At 65.7% G+C, this 17,132-nt stretch carries 18 protein-coding genes; 10 read left to right on the forward strand and 8 right to left on the reverse strand.

Annotated features, from left to right (window positions below):
* The first annotated feature begins 429 nt into the window (after positions 1 to 429).
* The 6 genes from EET10_RS00405 (at position 430) to EET10_RS30375 (ending at position 4,200) form a co-directional block, all read left to right on the forward strand.
* Positions 430 to 1,146 (forward strand): hypothetical protein, encoded by a 717-nt coding sequence (locus EET10_RS00405; RefSeq protein ID WP_036404978.1) that lies wholly within the window; start codon positions 430 to 432, stop codon positions 1,144 to 1,146.
* Positions 1,147 to 1,628: 482 nt separating this feature from the next.
* Complete coding sequence (locus EET10_RS00410) at positions 1,629 to 1,880, forward strand: type II toxin-antitoxin system ParD family antitoxin (RefSeq protein WP_063467332.1); 252 nt, start codon at positions 1,629 to 1,631, stop codon at positions 1,878 to 1,880.
* A complete protein-coding gene (locus tag EET10_RS00415) occupies positions 1,877 to 2,173 on the forward strand; it encodes a type II toxin-antitoxin system RelE/ParE family toxin (protein ID WP_036404831.1) in 297 nt (98 codons plus the stop codon). The genes EET10_RS00410 and EET10_RS00415 overlap by 4 nt, the downstream gene beginning before the upstream one ends.
* A 377-nt stretch (positions 2,174 to 2,550) precedes the next feature.
* The gene (locus EET10_RS29400; protein WP_167480108.1) at positions 2,551 to 2,691 is read left to right on the forward strand and encodes a hypothetical protein; all 141 of its coding nucleotides are present in this window, start codon (positions 2,551 to 2,553) and stop codon (positions 2,689 to 2,691) included.
* Positions 2,692 to 2,695: 4 nt separating this feature from the next.
* Positions 2,696 to 3,637, forward strand: a complete 942-nt coding sequence (locus tag EET10_RS30370) for a cytochrome P450 (protein WP_063467331.1) — start codon at positions 2,696 to 2,698, stop codon at positions 3,635 to 3,637.
* A gap of 53 nt (positions 3,638 to 3,690) precedes the next feature.
* Positions 3,691 to 4,200: a hypothetical protein gene (locus tag EET10_RS30375; RefSeq protein ID WP_063467330.1), complete on the forward strand. Its 510-nt coding sequence runs from the start codon at positions 3,691 to 3,693 to the stop codon at positions 4,198 to 4,200.
* Here the strand turns inward: EET10_RS30375 and EET10_RS00430 are convergent.
* Entirely contained in the window at positions 4,159 to 5,160 is a 1,002-nt protein-coding gene (locus EET10_RS00430) for an SPFH domain-containing protein (RefSeq protein ID WP_122502712.1), read from the reverse strand. The genes EET10_RS30375 and EET10_RS00430 overlap by 42 nt on opposite strands.
* Positions 5,161 to 5,240: 80 nt before the next feature.
* Here EET10_RS00430 and EET10_RS00435 point away from each other — a divergent pair, with 80 nt between their 5' ends.
* From EET10_RS00435 to EET10_RS00445, 3 genes are all read left to right on the forward strand, one after another.
* Positions 5,241 to 5,963, forward strand: coding sequence for an NUDIX hydrolase (locus EET10_RS00435; RefSeq protein ID WP_036404984.1), 723 nt, complete (start codon positions 5,241 to 5,243; stop codon positions 5,961 to 5,963).
* A 245-nt stretch (positions 5,964 to 6,208) separates the two neighbouring features.
* Positions 6,209 to 7,216 carry a glycoside hydrolase family 6 protein gene (locus EET10_RS00440; RefSeq protein ID WP_099187883.1) on the forward strand — a complete coding sequence of 336 codons (1,008 nt, stop codon included), beginning with the start codon at positions 6,209 to 6,211 and terminating at the stop codon, positions 7,214 to 7,216.
* Between the two features lie 237 nt (positions 7,217 to 7,453).
* Positions 7,454 to 8,617 carry an AAA family ATPase gene (locus EET10_RS00445; RefSeq protein ID WP_063467327.1) on the forward strand — a complete coding sequence of 388 codons (1,164 nt, stop codon included), beginning with the start codon at positions 7,454 to 7,456 and terminating at the stop codon, positions 8,615 to 8,617.
* Between the two features lie 45 nt (positions 8,618 to 8,662).
* Here EET10_RS00445 and EET10_RS00450 read toward each other — a convergent pair whose 3' ends face one another.
* From EET10_RS00450 to EET10_RS00460, 3 genes are all read right to left on the reverse strand, one after another.
* Positions 8,663 to 10,282, reverse strand: a complete 1,620-nt coding sequence (locus EET10_RS00450) for a hypothetical protein (protein ID WP_136624700.1) — start codon at positions 10,280 to 10,282, stop codon at positions 8,663 to 8,665.
* Positions 10,283 to 10,420: 138 nt separating this feature from the next.
* Complete coding sequence (locus tag EET10_RS00455; protein WP_063467326.1) at positions 10,421 to 10,852, reverse strand: hypothetical protein; 432 nt, start codon at positions 10,850 to 10,852, stop codon at positions 10,421 to 10,423.
* A 393-nt stretch (positions 10,853 to 11,245) separates the two neighbouring features.
* The gene (locus EET10_RS00460) at positions 11,246 to 12,160 is read right to left on the reverse strand and encodes a ribonuclease Z (RefSeq protein ID WP_122501809.1); all 915 of its coding nucleotides are present in this window, start codon (positions 12,158 to 12,160) and stop codon (positions 11,246 to 11,248) included.
* Between the two features lie 70 nt (positions 12,161 to 12,230).
* Between EET10_RS00460 and EET10_RS00465 the strand changes: the two genes are divergently transcribed.
* Positions 12,231 to 12,950 (forward strand): NUDIX hydrolase, encoded by a 720-nt coding sequence (locus EET10_RS00465; RefSeq protein ID WP_063467325.1) that lies wholly within the window; start codon positions 12,231 to 12,233, stop codon positions 12,948 to 12,950.
* A 93-nt stretch (positions 12,951 to 13,043) separates the two neighbouring features.
* On the opposite strand, the gene EET10_RS00470 is transcribed toward EET10_RS00465, so the two are convergent.
* From EET10_RS00470 to EET10_RS00485, 4 genes are all read right to left on the reverse strand, one after another.
* Positions 13,044 to 13,712, reverse strand: coding sequence for a CPBP family intramembrane glutamic endopeptidase (locus tag EET10_RS00470; protein WP_244601797.1), 669 nt, complete (start codon positions 13,710 to 13,712; stop codon positions 13,044 to 13,046).
* Positions 13,713 to 13,919: 207 nt separating this feature from the next.
* Positions 13,920 to 15,113, reverse strand: coding sequence for a glycosyltransferase (locus EET10_RS00475; RefSeq protein WP_036404846.1), 1,194 nt, complete (start codon positions 15,111 to 15,113; stop codon positions 13,920 to 13,922).
* Positions 15,114 to 15,136: 23 nt separating this feature from the next.
* Positions 15,137 to 16,348 carry an acyl-CoA dehydrogenase family protein gene (locus EET10_RS00480; RefSeq protein ID WP_036404849.1) on the reverse strand — a complete coding sequence of 404 codons (1,212 nt, stop codon included), beginning with the start codon at positions 16,346 to 16,348 and terminating at the stop codon, positions 15,137 to 15,139.
* Positions 16,349 to 16,375: 27 nt separating this feature from the next.
* Entirely contained in the window at positions 16,376 to 16,981 is a 606-nt protein-coding gene (locus EET10_RS00485; protein WP_036404852.1) for a TetR/AcrR family transcriptional regulator, read from the reverse strand.
* Positions 16,982 to 17,132 lie beyond the last annotated feature (151 nt).

The following is a 17,132-nucleotide window of genomic DNA, read 5'->3' on the forward strand; positions in this document are numbered from 1 at the left end:
CAAGGGTGCGTCGACGCCATGTGACGGGCAGGTCACCAAGGCAGTCCGATCCGATTGCAGGGCCGAGGTGATCGCCATGGGCCGCAGCAGAGACAAGGCGTCGACAACTCGTCGTCAGACAGATCGGCATCCGCTACGCAGTCTGCGAACCTCCGTGCTGGGACAAGGGATTTCATTTCCTCGGGGTGACCTCACACAATTTTCGCGCACTTGTTCTTGGGCAACCGGCGTCCATGGCATGGTTGCAGTCGACGGACATAGGATTGGCGCCGCTGCGCGCGGATGATCGAATGTGGCGCCCGGGACAACTGTGGGCGACGTTGGCCCCGTTCAGAAGCCCTGTTTGGCGACGTAGTCATCGTCTGGATTGACCGCAACCACATTGGCGCCGTTGCCCACGGAGACGACGCCGAGCCATACACTTGCCGCGTGAACATCAGCAAGGTCATTGTCGGTGCAGCGATAGCCCCTGTCCGGGCCGGCGTCGCGGTGGCCGACGCCGGACTCGCCGTTGCGGCCATGGCGCTCGGGGCTGTGAAGCAATCCTTGGGCGAGGAAGGCCCGAAGACCGTTGATCCGATTACCGACCTATTTCCGTTGCGCGGCGCAATCATAGGCGCGAATCGAGTTGCCGAATTGACCGAAAACGACCGGGCGATGGGACGCGCTCTGGTCCGCGGCGGGCCGGCGGACAAGCTGATGCGTCCGGGTGGGGTTGTCGACCTGTTGACCGCGCCCGGCGGTTTACTCGATCGGGTATCCGTTGAAGGCACCGCGCTAGAGCGGATCCTGGCGCCCGGTGGGCTTGCAGATCGGCTGCTCGCTGAGGACGGGCCGGTCGAGCGGATGTTCGCGGAGGACGGCATTATCGAGCGGATGTTCGCCGAGGACGGCGTCATCGACAAGCTGCTGGCTAAGAATGGACCGCTCGAACAATTTACCGAAGCCGCTGAAATCCTGAGTCGGCTGCAGCCCGCCGTGGAGACGTTGACGCCCACCGCCGCCACCCTCGAGTCTGCTGTCGATACCCTCAACAGGATGGTCAACACACTGAGTGGCATCACAGACCGCATTCCGCGGCGGCGTTCGGCGCGGCCGACTGTGCGCTCGAAGCGCAACATGGACCAGGATGCCGTCGATCAGTGAGCCGACCGGCTCACTGACTCACCACCGCTGAATTCGGCGGCCGACCCGCCACCCGCTCAGTCACAGCAGCGGCATTTTGGTACCTAGCCCTGACCTGGCCCCGGGCACCCTGGGCCACGCGCCCTCCGCGTGGCCCAGAAGGGATTCTTGAGCTTCATGGAAGGCGGCACGCTCGACTGGTTGGATCACCGGGCATCAGCCGGAAGCATTTGCCCCCACGCGCACCTATCGCGGATCTGTCGCGGCCGCGGTATGTCAATGGGGCCAATTCACTTGGTGCATCAAGCATTCCCATCAGGGCGCATTTGCGACATGGTGTCACCGTGACGAATCGAGGGGACCACTGAGCCGCACTCGGAATGGACGGCCAAGGGGCTGCGCGAGCCTGCTGCACGCAGTTGTCAGACGCTACCGCGGCGATCATGGGCGGCGGAAAAACCCTCGCTCCCGCGTCGATACCAATAGTTGGTATCCTCGGGTCTGTGGGCAAGAATACGTCGTTCAGCCTCGATGAGCATTTCAGCGCGTTCATCGAGGAGGAGATCGCGTCGGGCCGATACCGCTCGGCCAGTGACGTCGTGCGTACTGCTTTGCGATTGCTTGAAGATCGTGAGACCCGGCTGCGCGCACTGCGCCAGGCACTCATCGCTGGTGAACAAAGTGGCAAGTCAACACAATTCGACTTCGATGATTTCGTGGCGCGCAAGCAGGCTGAGAAACCTCGCCACGGGTGAGCCGGTATGTACTTTCGCCCGCCGCACGCGCGGATCTAGAACAGATCTGGCATTACACCTATGAGACGTGGGATGGCGATCAGGCCGAGAAGTACGTTCGTGAGATCCAGCGGGCAATCGAACGAGTCGTTGACAATCCGATGACCGGAAGGGCCTGCGACGAGATCCGCCCCGGCTACCGGAAGCACCCTGTCGGATCGCACACGCTGTACTACCGGATTGCCGGCGCCGACATGATCGATGTGGTGCGCATACTCCACCAACGGATGGATGTCGACCGCCAACTCGACTGACCTATGCACCGCGGTGCCGAAGCCAAGACGCCGCGGGACTGCCGGTGGACACGGATCGCTCGCAGGAAATCAACCGGACCGTGAGACGAACTGGGCGGAACCGCGGTACGACGACCGGGAGCGTCGCAGGTCGCGACGGGCGTGAGTTGCCGCTCGTGGCGAGAACCCACATGGGTTTGCTTGTGCTACTACGAACGAGCAGAGCAGTAGACGGGGTAGAGTCCCGATACTGATTTCAACCATGCGGGACATGCAATGACTGCCACCATCGACCCGGCCGAGTTCTTCGGCGACGCGGCCATCCAGGACCCTTACCCGCTGTATGCCCGGCTGCGGTTCAGGGCGGCGTTCATCGCGTCGGAGATTCGGAGTTCTATTTGGCCAGCAGCTGGGCGGCGATCACCGATGTGGTCAACCGGCCCGAGCTCTTCTCGTCGAATCTGACCGCGACCATGACATTCACCCCCGCGGGTGGCGTCGTCCCATTCCCGATGGACGGCGTGGGCGGCCACCGCTAAACGCGTGCCGGGTTTGCAGCCGCTGATCACGCCGGTATTCGAAATCCTCTGGGCCACAGCAGCTTACGACGGCACCATCGAGTGGATGGATGCCGTCGCCAACCGGTTGCCGATGAGCGTTGTCGCCGACCTGATCGGTGTCCCCGAGGCCTATGCCGACCAGCTGGCGCGATGGGGTTATGCCAGCACCCGACTGCTCGACGGGCTGATGTCGGCCGACGAGCTGGCCGCGTCGATGGCCGCGATTAGCGAGTTGAACGCCTACATCACGACACGTCTGCGGGAGGCCGCGACCAGCCCGCGTGACGACCTGATCGGCGTGCTGGCGAAAGCGTGCGCTGCCGGCGAGCTCGACGCCTTCACCGCACAGCTGATCCTGGTCTCGCTGTTCAGCGCTGGCGGGGAGTCGACGGCATCGCTGCTGGGCACCGCGGTGTCCATTCTGGCCACCGATGCGGCGCTGCAGCGGCGGCTCCGCGACCAGCCGGATCTGCTCGGTGTCTTCATCGAGGAGACCCTGCGGCTGGAGCCGCCGTTTCGCGCGCACTACCGCCATGTTCTGGGCGACACCGAACTCGCGGGTGCCGCGCTGCCGAGGAACTCCCGGGTGCTGCTGCTGTGGAGCGCGGCGAACCGCGATCCCGCTCATTTCGAGGCCCCGGACGAATTCCGGCTGGACCGTCCGATCAGCAAGGGGCACATGAGCTTCGGCAGAGGCGTCCACTTCTGCCTGGGGGCGCCGCTGGCCCGGCTCGAGGCCGCGACCGTGCTACGGATGCTGCTGGACCACGCGAGCCGCGGTTCGGTCGGACCCGGCAACACGAGACTGCTGTGGCGTTGTTCCCAGACCGAGCGACACCATCCGGTTGCGCCGGTTCCAGTGGAGACGATCAACCCGGACGACGCCTGCCGTTGGGCACGGCCGTCAGACAAGGAGAGCGTATAGCGGGCGGTTTGATGGCTGGCATGGCCGACGAAGATCTCGTTGACGGCCAGTAGTTGCTGCCCGTCATCGGTCACGGCCTCGACCATGGTCCGCGGCTCAACATCGGCGCCGCCTTGCCCCGCGGCCCGGATCAGCGCACCGGCGTGGCCGGGGGCGTGCGGCACCAGGACCCCGGCGTTGCGATCCGGTTCCGGATTGACGCCGATCACCGGCTGACCATCAAGGTATTTGGCGGCGTTGGCCACCAGCCCGTCCTGCCCGACCACGATCACGATGTCGCGGGGCTCGAACAGAAATCTGGGCAGATCTGCCCGTTCGACGCGGCCGCGTCGCCAGTCCGCCGCAATCGCGGCGGCGACGGCGGCCAGGGCCGATTGGGTGCGGGTGTGCCGGATCTCGAGTTCGTCGATGCTGCGCCCGCGGCTGGACAGGAAGAACGCCGCCTGCCCGTGGGTACCGTGCCGGGCCAGGGCATCGTCGAGTTCGGTGCGCCGATGCCACCACCGCCCTGGGTGGAAGCGTCATTGCCCACCCGCCCCGAGTCGGGCCAGCACCGGTGCTAGCAGATCCGGCGTCAACACCAAGTGCTCGATCTTGGGCAGGTTGGCCGCCAGTTCCTTGACCGCCAGGCCCAGCAGGGTGGCCTCGGACAGGTCACGATAGGCGGCCAGCCGCGCGGACTCGGCGGCCGCCTTGGCGTCGCCGACCAGCCGAGTGGCTTGTGCCCTAGCCTCGGCCAGCTGGACTTCGCGGCGGGCCTGCGCTTGGGTGGCGATCGCGTCGGCTGCCCAAGATTCCTGAGTTTTCAACCGCTCGTTGGCGCCGTCTTGGGCCACCAGCTCCTCTTCGCGGCGCGCCAGTTCGATCTTGGTTTGGAGTTCGTTCTCGCCGATGGCGCGTTCCCTTTCCACCGCCAGTGCCCGGCGCTCGAATGTGGCGCGGTCCGCCTCCTGCTGGACCTGTTCGCGGGCCGGGGTCTGCAGGGCGCGTTCCACCTCCGGCTCGGGGCGAATTGCCACCACGCGAACGCCGATCACCGCGATGCCGGTTTCGGTGAGTCGGGTGTCGGTGGCGAGCCCCTGAGCCATCCGGTCGCGTACCGCGCTGATTCCGTCCACCAGCGCCGTGGCCAGCATGGTGCGGGCCAGCAGGTCGAGCCCGTGCTGCTGAGCGGATTGGGTGAGCATTCCGGCCACCTGCTCCAGCGGGGCCGCACGCCAGTAGCCGGTGTTGGTGTCGATGGAAAAATCGATACGTTGGGCGGCCAGCGCCGGGTCGACGATGCGGTAGGTCACGGAGGCCTGGACGGCCACATCCTGGAAATCGGCCGTCGTGGCGTGGAACAGCAGCGGCAGTTCGCGGTCGTCGAGCGGAATCTCTGACATCGCCGCGGTCAGCGGCAGAAACCAGAACGCCAGTCCGGGCCCGTCGTGCACGAGCTTTCCTCGGCGCAGCGCCCGGATGTGCGCGGTCGGTTCAACGCGTAGGTGACGTAGCAGTGGATAGTGGTTGATGACGGCCATGGCGGCCACCTCCTTCGGGTTATCGTCTTGGTGACGATAAGGGGGATGCTTTTCGTCAATCCGACGATTAGTCTGCTTTGGTGCCGCGTTACGAGTTGAACGACTATCCACCGGTGGCGGTGACCGTCGACCTCGTGGCATTGACGATCCGTGACGACACGTTGTGTGCGTTGGTGGTGCGCCGCGGGCAACCGCCCTACGCCGGCCGCTGGGCCTTACCCGGCGGATTCGTTCGCCCCGGCGAGGACCTTGACGAGGCTGCCGCCCGTGAGCTGATGGAGGAGACCGGTGTGCCGGTCGACCGCCTACACCTGGAACAATTGGCCAGTTATGGTGCACCGCAACGTGATCCGCGTATGCGGGTGATCACGGTCGCGTATTTGGGCCTGGCACCAGACCTTCCGCTACCGTCCGCGGGCGGCGATGCTGCCGGCGCACGCTGGGCACCGGTGGCCGAACTGATGACGGCAAGGCTCGCATTCGATCACCGCCAGATCCTGGCCGACGGCGTGGAACGGGCACGCGCCAAGCTCGAGTACACACCGCTGGCGACCACGTTCTGTGCGGGTGAGTTCACCGTCGCCGAACTGCGCCGGGTGTACGAGATCGTCTGGGGCACCGAGCTGGACAGCCGGAACTTTCACCGCAAGGTCACCGGAACCGAGGGGTTTCTCGTTCCCACCGGGCGAACCACTACCCGTGACGGAGGCCGTCCGGCGCAGCTGTATCGGCCGGGCGAACTGCGGTTCCTGCACCCCCCGATGACGCGTGCCAGTATCCCTGAACGCGGCGCGGGCGGGTGACAATCGCGTGGGCGACAGCGAGTCCGGTCGATGACGCGCCGTGACTTCGAATTCAACCGCCGATCGTCCACATTTTCCCGTGGCGCGCGCAATCTCACGCGTGCCACGGATGCGGGCGGCCCGCATATTGGGCACGCGGTGTCGTATTCGCGCCACGGGAAGGGCTGCCGGTGGACCGGCAAGGCGCCCTGGCCTGTCGTCCAGGATTGGCGTTTCTTACATGGCGGCACTATTTTACTGGCGTGATGTCAATAGCAGCTGGTGCTGTCGCTCGGTGGATCACCCCTTTTCTGGCGGTTGCGACCGTCGCCGGCCTGGTTTCTGCCGGTTCCGTGCATGTCGGTGCTGCCCCCGAGGTGCGTCTGGTCGATGCGGGAAACCCGCTCGCTGGACAACCCTTCTACGTGGACCCGGCGTCGGCGGCCATGGCCGCCGCGCGTAACGCCAATCCGCCGAGTCCGCAGCTGACCGCCGTCGCCAATACCCCGCAGGCGTACTGGCTTGACCAGGCATTTCCTGCCGGTTCGGTAGGTGCGAGGGTCGCCGGATACACCGGCGCGGCACAGGCTGCCGGCAGCATGCCGATTTTCGCGCTGTATGGGATTCCGCATCGCGACTGCGGTAGTTACGCGTCCGGCGGGTTCGCGTCGGGGGCGGACTACCGCCAGTGGATCGACAGCATCGCCTCCGGCCTGGGCGGCTCGCCTGCGGCGATCATCGTCGAACCCGATGCGCTCGACATGGCCGATTGCCTGTCGGCTGACCAGCGCCAGGAACGCTTCGATCTGATCCGCTATGCAGTGGACACGCTGACCCGCGATCCGGCCGCGGCCGTCTACGTCGACGGCGGACATTCGCGCTGGTTGAGCGCCGAGGAAATCGCCGCCAGGCTCAACCAGGCCGGTGTGGGCCACGCACGGGGTTTCAGCCTCAATGTCTCGAACTTCTTCAGCACCGACGAGGAAACCGGTTACGGCGAGGCGGTTTCAGGGATGACGAGCGGTGCGCACTACGTGATCGACACGTCGCGCAACGGCGCCGGGCCTGCGCCCGACTCCGCGCTGAGCTGGTGCAACCCCGGCGGCCGCGCGTTGGGCACCCCGCCCACCACGGCTACTGCGGGCGCGCACGCCGACGCCTATCTGTGGATCAAACGTCCCGGCGAATCCGACGGATCGTGCAACGGGGGCCCTTCGGCGGGTCACTTCGTGAGTCAGTACGCCATTGATCTGGCCCAAAACGCGGGCCAATAAGACCACCCGGGGCAGCCAGCCGCCACTGCAGGTCAGGTGCGACGGTATGGCCAAGACAGATCCGCGACGGCGTCGGGTGAGAAACGACCGGCATTTCACCGTTTGACATGGGTGCGGTCGTGGGCCGGGATACGCCGAAGAAGGCGCCCGTTCAGCAAGCGGTGGTTGGGACGCGCGCAACGAGCGCAACGGGGACCTATCCGTGGGATGGCGTGGACGTTGGATTAGCGTGGCCAGGTGCTGGCTACGGTCGCGGTGGAGAATTACCGTTCGCTGCGCCAGGTGGTGGTTCCCCTGGGTCAACTCACCGTCGTCACCGGTCCCAACGGCAGTGGCAAATCCAACCTGTATCGAGCGTTGCGCCTGCTGGCCGATTCGGCCCGCAACGGCGCGGTGGCGGCGCTGGCCCGCGAGGGCGGATTGCGCTCGACGATATGGGCGGGCCCGGCAGTGATCGGTAAGTCAGTACGCCAGGGGCGTCATCAGACACAGGGGACGGTCCGCACGGAGTCGGTCAGCCTCAAACTGGGCTTTGCCGGTGACGATTTCGGCTATGCCCTGGACCTCGGGCTGCCCATCGCCACCCGCACGGCGTTCGGGCTCGATCCGGAGGTCAAGGTCGAGGCGCTGTGGGTCGGTCCGGTGTGGCGCCCCGCCACCGTGACAGCGCAGCGCGGTGGCCCGACCGCGCGGGTGCGTGACGGGGACGGTGGCTGGCACCTGATTGCCGACGTGCTGCGGCCGTTCGACTCGATGCTCAGTGAGCTGGCGGATCCGGTGCGAGCACCGGAGTTGATGCGGCTGCGGGAGCGGATGCGCAACTGGCGCTTTTACGATCATCTGCGCACCGACGCCGACGCGCCCGCGCGCCAGCCCCGAATCGGCACGCGCACAACGGTATTGGGCCATGATGGCGCAGACCTGGCCGCGGCCTTGCAAACGATTCGCGAGATCGGCGACGATGAGGCGCTCAGTGAAGCCATCGAGCGCGCGTTTCCGGGTAGCAGTGTCGATATCCGCAACGCCGATGGCCGCTTCGAACTCGTGCTGCACCAGCCGGGGATGCTGCGGCCACTGGGCGCTGCCGAGTTGTCCGACGGCACCCTGCGATATCTGCTTTGGGCCGCGGCCCTGCTGACACCACGTCCACCCCAGCTGCTGGTGCTCAACGAACCCGAGACCAGCTTGCATCCCGAGTTGTTGCCCGCCTTGGCATCGTTGATCGCCACAGCAGCCGAGTACAGCCAAATCATCGTCGTCACCCACTCGGAACCCCTTGTCGCGACCCTGCAACGGGCCGCGGACGTGCACACCGTGCGCCTGATCAAAGAACTCGGTGAGACACGCATTGCGGGCCAGCGCCTGCTCGACCAACCGCCATGGCATTGGCCGCCGCGCTAGCTTCGCTTGGTGAGGGCGAAGTTCACAATTAGATCAAGTTGCGGTTCAGGCCGCGGTGAGTGCTGCGTTTGTGAATTGATTGAGGTGTCGTTCGAGTTGGCGCCAGGCGATCGCCAGATCGCTGCGTTTGGCGAGATCATCCGTTGGGAGCCTTGGGTCTAACTCGGCCAGGCCGGGTGCGAGAACACGTCCGTAGACCTTGGTGAACAGCACCGCGACGCGGCGGCCCAGCGGGGTGAGTTGGTAGCGGTGGTGGCCCGGCAGCCTGACGATGAGCCCCTTGCGTTTGAGCCGGCGCAGGTCATATGTGGCTTGGCGGCTTGTGTAGGAGCAGCCCAGCAAGGTGGTTACCGCTCGAACCAGGGCTGGGTTGTCGAACCCGGCGAGCAGATGGGTGAATCCGACGATAGCGGCCAGCACCGCCATCACCCGCGGATCCCCGAACCGCAGTCCGGGGGCATGTTGACCGTCGATCTGTGAGGGTCGGGTCACCTCGGTGAAGGTGGCCACATCCGGAGCGGGCCGGGCATCGGTGGCTTGTGCGTCGCATAGACGCTGGTTGGCATGCTCGCCAACCGCCCGAAGGGCCTTCCAGTTCTCGGCGGTCACCCGCCGACCGATGCCAAAATCGCGGGTGTCGCAGATGACCGTCTCGGTGCGCAACGCCCGATGCTCCTTGAAGTATTGCTTGATCCGACTCGACTTGTAGTAGCAGCTGATCTGCGGATCCACACCCTTGGTGATCACTTGGGTGCGCCAGGTGCCCGGCGTGCGCGAGCTGATGCGCCGGTCGAAGATCAGCGACACCTTCTCCGGGCGTCCGATGTCGAGGTGGTCACGGATGAGCTGTTCGAAAAACGATCGCCCGGCCGCGGGCCGGTCGAACACCCGGGTATCAGAAACCTCGAATTGGCGAAACGCCAGTTCGTAGACGTAGCCCGCACGCAAGTCATCGCGGGTGAACGGCGATGGCAACAGCTTTTGCCAGCGCCAAAAGAAGCTCTTCACCGCGCCCGACCCCAGTCGGTCGCAGATGCGCTGCAGCGCGGCGGGGTCCTCGCAGTCGCGGAACCCGTTGTCTAGAGCGGTGTAGCCGATGCCCAGCCGGTCGCATTGCCGTTGCGCCCAGGTGTGCCCGTTGAGCCAGATCCACACCGGCCACGGTGCGTAGGCATTGGTCTTCCAAAACGCGCCACCCCAGTCGGGATCCCACAGGTAAAAGTAGAAATGATTAACAAAGCCCATCTGGCGAGCCCACTCCATGTGCGGATGAGCCACATGCTCTTGGCCCTTGGCCTTCCACGAGCGCCATATCGGGGTCTTTTCCTGCGCGATCCCGATCAACACCACCCGCCCCTCGCCGCCCTCCCTTTCGGCTTCCTCGATCAATGGCCGCGCGATCTCCTCCTTGTTCTCGCCCTTGGCGAAGCGGCGCACCGGGATCGCGTTCGCCTTAGCCCACCGGTGCACCTCGGCGACGTAGGCGTCGCCGATCTTGCCGAACGCCGCCGACGACGGAATTCCAAACCCCTTCTGCCAGTACAGAAACTGGCACACCCCGCCCACCGACTGCAGTTTCGGCACATATGCCTGCAAAAAGATCCGGTCCACCGACCGACAGGTGAGCGTCACATGATCGCACAGTAAAGTTGCATAGTCGGCCATCATTGCCTCCTTGGTCTGAACAACCCGAGGCTACGACCGACACGAGGGATCTCCGAACACGGAGATCCCTCGTCTCTACCACCACACCCGGCCGAATGGCCGAGCCTCAAAACTCACGTATGAGGACACTCGCTACCGCTAGCGAGCGCTGGCCTGCACGTGAATGTTTCTGGCGCCCTTGGCATTGCGCAGGCCGGAACAATTCACGCAGCCGACGCAGCCGACACAGTCGGTACAACGCACACATCCGACACAGGCCACGCACCGGGCGCAGGCGATGCATGCCAGGCATGCCAGGCATTCCCGGACGGCTATGCACAACATACTCAGCGCGCTGGCAATCACGGCGACACTGCCCGCGATAGCCGCCGACCCGGCGACCGCGACACTACCGGCGGTGGCGACCGAACCTGCTACTGCGACACTGCCCGCGGTTGCCGCCGACCCGGCGACCGCGACGCTACCGGCGGTCGCGATGGAGCCCGCGACCGCCACGCTGTCGCTACTGGCCAGCGAACCGATGATGGTGTCGGTGTCGGCGTTGACCGCCGAGTCCCAGGGAATTGCCATGCGCTCATCTTCGCAGTTACCCAGGCGGAATTGAGAGCGGAATTCAGGGCGGAAAGCGAGCAGCCGCAATAGCCCCCGCACGCTCGGCGTGTCGGGGGGTTTTGCGGCTGCTCGCGCTATTGGGGCGGAATTGAGGTACCCGGCGCAGACGGGCCAGTGCCGCCGGGCTACCAGGCGCCCACCTACAGCCCCCCGATCCGCTTGGCGCGCAGGGACCTTCGGCCCTGGCACATGGTGACGCTGTACCGGCGACGGCCGGCGTAGCCAGCCGTATCGTGACCGCCAGCGATCAACTGGGAGAGGTAGCCTCCGGGTTCTTCGCTAGGCGACAACCGGATGCCCTACCACCGCGCTAAGGCTAAGCAGCAGCGCGTGTTCCCGTTCTCGCCGCACCTACCGCCGCATGGGAACCGATATCCGGGCCAGGTCCTCGGCGATGACCAGGTCGCCGTCGAACACCTCGGCCGCCTCGTCGCGGTAACGCCGGGCGTCGGTGTATCGCTGGGAGAAGTGCGTCAGCACCAGCCGCCGCACCCCGCACTCTACTGCCACCCGCGCCGCCTGCCGCGCGGTCAGATGCCCGTAATGTGCGGCCAAGTCTGAGTCCTCGCTCAGGAACGTCGCCTCGATCACCAATAGGTCCACGCCCTCAGCCAGAGCGTAGACCGCGTCGCACAACCGGGTATCCATGACGAAGGCGAATCGCTGGCCGCGGCGTGCCTCGCTGACTTCTGACAAATCGACAGCGCGCCCGCCGATGTGGACCGACCCGGCCCGGTGCAACTCGCCCACCGCGGGCCCTGCGATGCCGAAGCGCGCCAGCAGTTCGGGCACGAACCGTCGACCGTCGGGCTCGATCAAGCGGTAGCCGATCGCGTCGACGGAATGATCGAGCTTTCGTGCTTCCAAGACCCCGAACGCTCCCGTCGCCACCGGGCCGTCTGCGGCAACCGGCTCCGCGTGCACGTTGGCGCGGTCGTGGAAAATGCAGGCGTGGTGCAGCCGCGCGAAGAATTGTCGCCCCGAGGCCGGGAAGTAGGCATGCACCCGGTGTTGTGCGTCGTCCAGCGACAGCCGTTGCACCACGCCGGGCACACCCAGGCAGTGGTCGCCGTGAAAATGCGTAATACATAGCCGCGTCACGGCGGTGAGGGGCACACCGGCGAGCAGCATTTGCCGTTGGGTCCCCTCGCCGGGGTCGAACAGCAGCCGCTCCTCGTCCCAGCGCAGCAGGTACCCGTTGTGATTGCGGCGCCGGGTGGGCACCTGACTCGAGGTGCCGAGCACAATCAGCTCCCGGACTGACACAGTCCGAGACTACGACCCGCGCTGAATTCCCTCGCTGGTGACATCCGTGGCTTCGTCCTATCGTCGAGCCGTGACGATCAGCTACGACGATGCGTTACGGAAGAAGATCCGGGCACACTTGGCCGGCCACGACCGCCGCGCGGTGACCGACCCGACCAAGCGGCGCGCTGCCGTGGCGGTGGTGCTGGTCGACTCCGAGGTCGGTGAGGACGGGGTGGATACGGTGCTGGTGGACAAGCGGATCGCCGGCCGGCCACCGCCCGAGTCAGGCCGCGACAGCCGTATGGTAAACGCGTCTGGCGGCGCCGCGTTTCTCCTGTGCCGCAGAGCATCTCGCCTCACTTCACATGCTGCGCAGTGGGCGCTGCCCGGAGGCCGGGTGGATCGGGGGGAAAGCGCGGTCGATGCCGCACTGCGGGAACTCGACGAAGAGGTCGGCATCCGGCTGTCCGACTCGGCTGTGCTCGGCCTGCTCGACGACTACCCGACGCGGTCCGGCTATGTCATCACCCCGGTGGTGATCTGGGGCGGCGGGCGGCTCCAACCCCGGCCAGCGCTCGACGAGGTGGTAGCCGTTTACCGGGTGGGACTGCACCAATTGCAGCGCGAGGACTCGCCGCGATTCATCGCAATCCCGCAGAGCCCGCGGCCGGTCGTGCAAATCCCGTTGGGCAACCACCTGATCCATGCGCCCACGGGCGCGGTGCTGCTGCAACTGCGGTGGCTGTGCCTGGAAGGTCGCCCCGATCCGGTCGACGAGTTTGAGCAACCGGTATTCGCCTGGAAGTAGGCAGCACGCCGGCGATCGCCCGCCGCACGGCTTCGGCGCGCTCTTCGCCTGAACTCCGTGGCGGCCCTGGGGATTGCGAGCCGGGGGTTTGCCTCATGGCATCGGCATGACACCAGCCACACCAAGCATCAAGATGATGCCCGGCAACAGATTGGTCACCTGGTGCGCGACGATGCTGGCCAACAGACCTCCGGAGTACAACCGCGCAAGCGCGATCGGGATCGCCACCACCACCAATAGCGGAGCGCGGGTTAACTCGAGATGAGCCAGCGCGAACACTACGGTGGTTACCCCCAGCGCGGCCCACCGTCCCCAGCGACGATCCACCGCTCCCCACAGCAGCCCCCGAAATATGATCTCCTCGCCCAGCGGCCCGACGAACACCACAAGCGCAAGCACGGCCACCGCCCATGGCCAGGAAGCCTGGACGCCACTGAAGACGCTGGCGACAGCGGATTTCGCGCCTGGCCCGGTGACTTTGGCGTAGAGCACCGAGGCGGGCACCGTGACGAACAACCCGCCGAAACCGAACAGCAATCCCAGCCCCACACCGTGCCACGACCAGTGCAGCTTCAGGTCGGTGCGGGGACCGTTGCCGCGCAGCGTCGTGATGAGCACGGCCAGCCCGGCCGCGATCACTGTCGGGGCTCCCACCGCCAGTGCAAGCATTCCCGCAGACAACGGGCCCCTACCGGCGAGGACGACGACGAATGCGGCAGAGGCCAGCAAGTAGACCAGCCCCACCAGCAAGAAGGCGCCCAGACCCCAGCGAGGTACCGAATCGGAAACCGGCGCCGAAAACCCTGACGGCCCGGGCGCAGCCGTCTCATCGACGCGATCTGTTTCCACGGCCGTGACGCTACCGCTTCACGCCAGTGCGGGCACGTTACGAGCTGGACGGGCAGCCGGTCCGCCGTCACGCCAAGCATCGCGCTTCGCGTAAGATCTGCGGGGCGAACGCACCGGCGATTACTCGGAACTTCCCAGCCGGGCGGTATCTTCGAGCAGATCAGCGGCCAGGGCAATGCTTTTCGCCGGTGTGATCAGTTCCGCGGCGACCTCCCGCGCCCGAGCGAGGCGTTGCGGAGTGAGGATGGAACGCAGGTCTGCAACCAGAGTGTCTTGGGTGGTGGCCGAAAACGCGCGTCCCGCACCGATTCCCAGCTGATTGACCCCGACTGCCCAGACCGGCTGGTCGAGCCAGAGCCACAGGATCAACGTGGGGATTCCGGCCCGCATTCCCGCGGCCGTGGTGCCGGCACCGCCATGGTGAACGACTGCGCGACAGCCAGGAAAGACGACCGCATGATTCACCGCGTCTACGATCTTCAGGTGGCCGGCATCGGCGATGCCGCGAAAGTCGTTGACGCCGCTGCAAATCAGTGCCCGCTCACCTAGTTCGGCACAGGCGCCACTGATCATGGCAACCGTGTCGGCGGGGCGTTCGATAGGTGTGCTGCCGAAGCCGAAATAGATGGGTGGTGTCCCCGCAGCCATCCAGGACAAGACCTCGTCGTCGGCGCCCGTCGGCAACTGCAGCGTCAGCGCGCCGACGAAGGGCTGCCGCCCATGGGGTGCTAGCCAATCGGCTGCGGGTCCGGGCAGGCAGAGTTCCTCGTAGGCCTGGATCTCCAGCATCGGTGGTGGTTCGTCGGCCTCGGCTGGCGGTAGCCCCAATGAATGCCGTTGGGCTTCGTCGACCGCTGCGGTGATCAGCGGCGACATCCCGCCGGAAGCCCACAGACGTGCCGGGAATAAGTGCAGTGCCGCCGCTGGAATACGCTGGTATTCAGCGACGTTGGCGGCCAGACGTTGTTCGTTGAAGCTGGCCAGCAGCAGATCGGCCCCAGCCGCCAATGACGTCAGAACCGCACTCTTATCCGTGTTGACCCGGCTGACATGCTCGATCACTTGAGACAGCAGGCCGATCGGATTGTGGGTCTGGGCCACGAAGTCGCGGACCAGATCCATGGCGGGGTTCATCTGTTCGCGCGAGTCCGGCCCATAGGCCACGCCGGCGAGGCCCACTGATTCGACAAAGCCCACCATGTTGGGCGGCACCGCCATATAGACGTCGTGACCGCGCCGCAGCAGTTCGAGAGCCACGGCCGTGCAGGGTTCGATATCGCCGCGGCTGCCATAGCTTGCCACCACGACCTTCATTGCGGATACCTAATGTGTGGCGGCTATCGGATGGGCAGACCGGTCAGCGCCCGCGAGATCACCAGCCGCTGAATTTCGCTGGTTCCCTCGAAGATGGTGAAGATCTTTGCGTCGCGGTGCATCCGTTCGACGGGGTAGTCGCGGGTATAGCCGTTGCCGCCGAGGATCTGGATGGCCTCGTCGGTGACGTACACCGCCGTCTCGCTGGCCACCAGCTTGGCCATCGAGCCTTCCGCCGAGTCGAAATTCTGATTGTTGCGCGCCATCCAGCCGGCCCGCCACACCAGCAGACGGGCCGCGTCGATCCGGCTCTTCATGTCCGCCAACTTGAACGCCACCGCCTGGAACTCACCGATCTTTTGGCCGAATTGTTCACGCTGGCAGGCATATTCGAGGGCATATTCGTAGGCGGCGCGGGCCACGCCGACGGCCATCGCCCCGACCGTGGGCCGGGTGCGCTCGAAGGTCTTCATCGCCGCCTGACCGCGCACGGAAGCACCGGACTTCGCCCGGGCTATCCGTGCCTCGAATTTTTCCCTGCCGCCGAGGATCATGTCTGCGGGCAGCCGCACGTCGTCGAGCATCACCTCGGCGGTGTGCGAAGCGCGGATGCCGTGCTTCTTGAACTTCTGCCCCTGGGCGAGACCTTTGGTGCCTGGCGGGATGATGAACGTGGCCTGGCCGCGGGTACCGAGCTCTGGATAGACCGACGCAACCACGATGTGCACGTTGGCGATTCCGCCGTTGGTTGCCCAGGTCTTGGTGCCGTTGAGCACCCATTCACCGGCCGCCTCGTCGTAGCGTGCGCGGGTGCGGATGGCGCCGACGTCAGATCCCGCGTCGGGCTCCGAGGAGCAGAACGCGCCGAGCTTGGGATCGTCGGCCGTGCCGAACATTTCGGGCAGCCAGCGGCCCAGCTGTTCCGGAGTTCCGTTGCCGGCCAACGCCGCTGCGGCCAGTCCGGTGCCCATGATCGACAGTGCGATGCCGGCATCGCCCCAGAACATCTCCTCGAAGGCGGTGAGCATGCCCAGCCCCGTCGGTTCCGCTGCCTGCTGCCCGAAGAAATCGGGAGAGTAGAGGCCGACCTTGGCGGCCTCCTGGATGACCGGCCACGGGGTTTCTTCGCGTTCATCCCATTCGGAGGCCGCCGGGCGGATCACATCGGCGGCGAACTCGTGCACCCAGTCGCGCACCTGGATCACGTCGTCGCTCAGCTGCAGTGAGAATGTCATGGCTCTACTCCTGAAATAGTTTGGTGCTCAGCGGCGATCGGCGTATCGCACGAGAATGCTGACCGTCTGGTTGACCCATGCCTCGAAATAACGCGCGTCCTCGATGTTTCCGGGGGTTCGGCCGGTCAATGCCTGCAGGGTGGCGGCATGGGACAACGACGCGATGGCGACGGCCGCCGCGGCTTCCGGGTCCGGGATTCGGGTACGGCCGGAGCGGTTGGACGCGGCCAGTTCGTCGGCGAACCGCTGGTAGGCGTTGTCGGTGATGACCTGCCAGGTCTTCTCGTCGAGATCACCGAGTGCATCGGGTTCGCGCAGCATGACTTTCAGCAAGTCTTCGCTTTGTTTCAAGTTGTTCCAGATCAGCTGGCCAGCGGTGCGCACCGCCTGCTCGACACTGTCTGGTTGCCCCGCGTCGTACTGCTCCCGGGCGGCCACGATGCTGTCGATCCGGTGCGTTACCGCGGCTTCGAGCAGTTCACGCTTGGAGCCGAAGTGCTTGTAGAGCGCTCCCGATCCCGGCGCCAGGCCGGATGCCCGCTGGATATCGGCAACGGACGTGGCCGCATACCCCTTGGCGGCAAAAAGCTTCAGTGCTGCCGACAGCAGCCGGTCGCGTCCCGATACGGGCATAGTGAGAGAGTACTCACTCACCTGTGATGTGGCAAGCTTGCGTTTGTCGAGTCGCGCGGCCCGCCGCCGCTTTCCTGGCGGCGCACTGGAAGAACATCTGGCGTACCAATCCGGCCCGATTCACACACGTAATCTGTTGCCCGCCCGGCCA

Origin of the sequence: Mycobacterium pseudokansasii, assembly GCF_900566075.1 — a bacterium.
Classification (GTDB): domain Bacteria; phylum Actinomycetota; class Actinomycetes; order Mycobacteriales; family Mycobacteriaceae; genus Mycobacterium; species Mycobacterium pseudokansasii.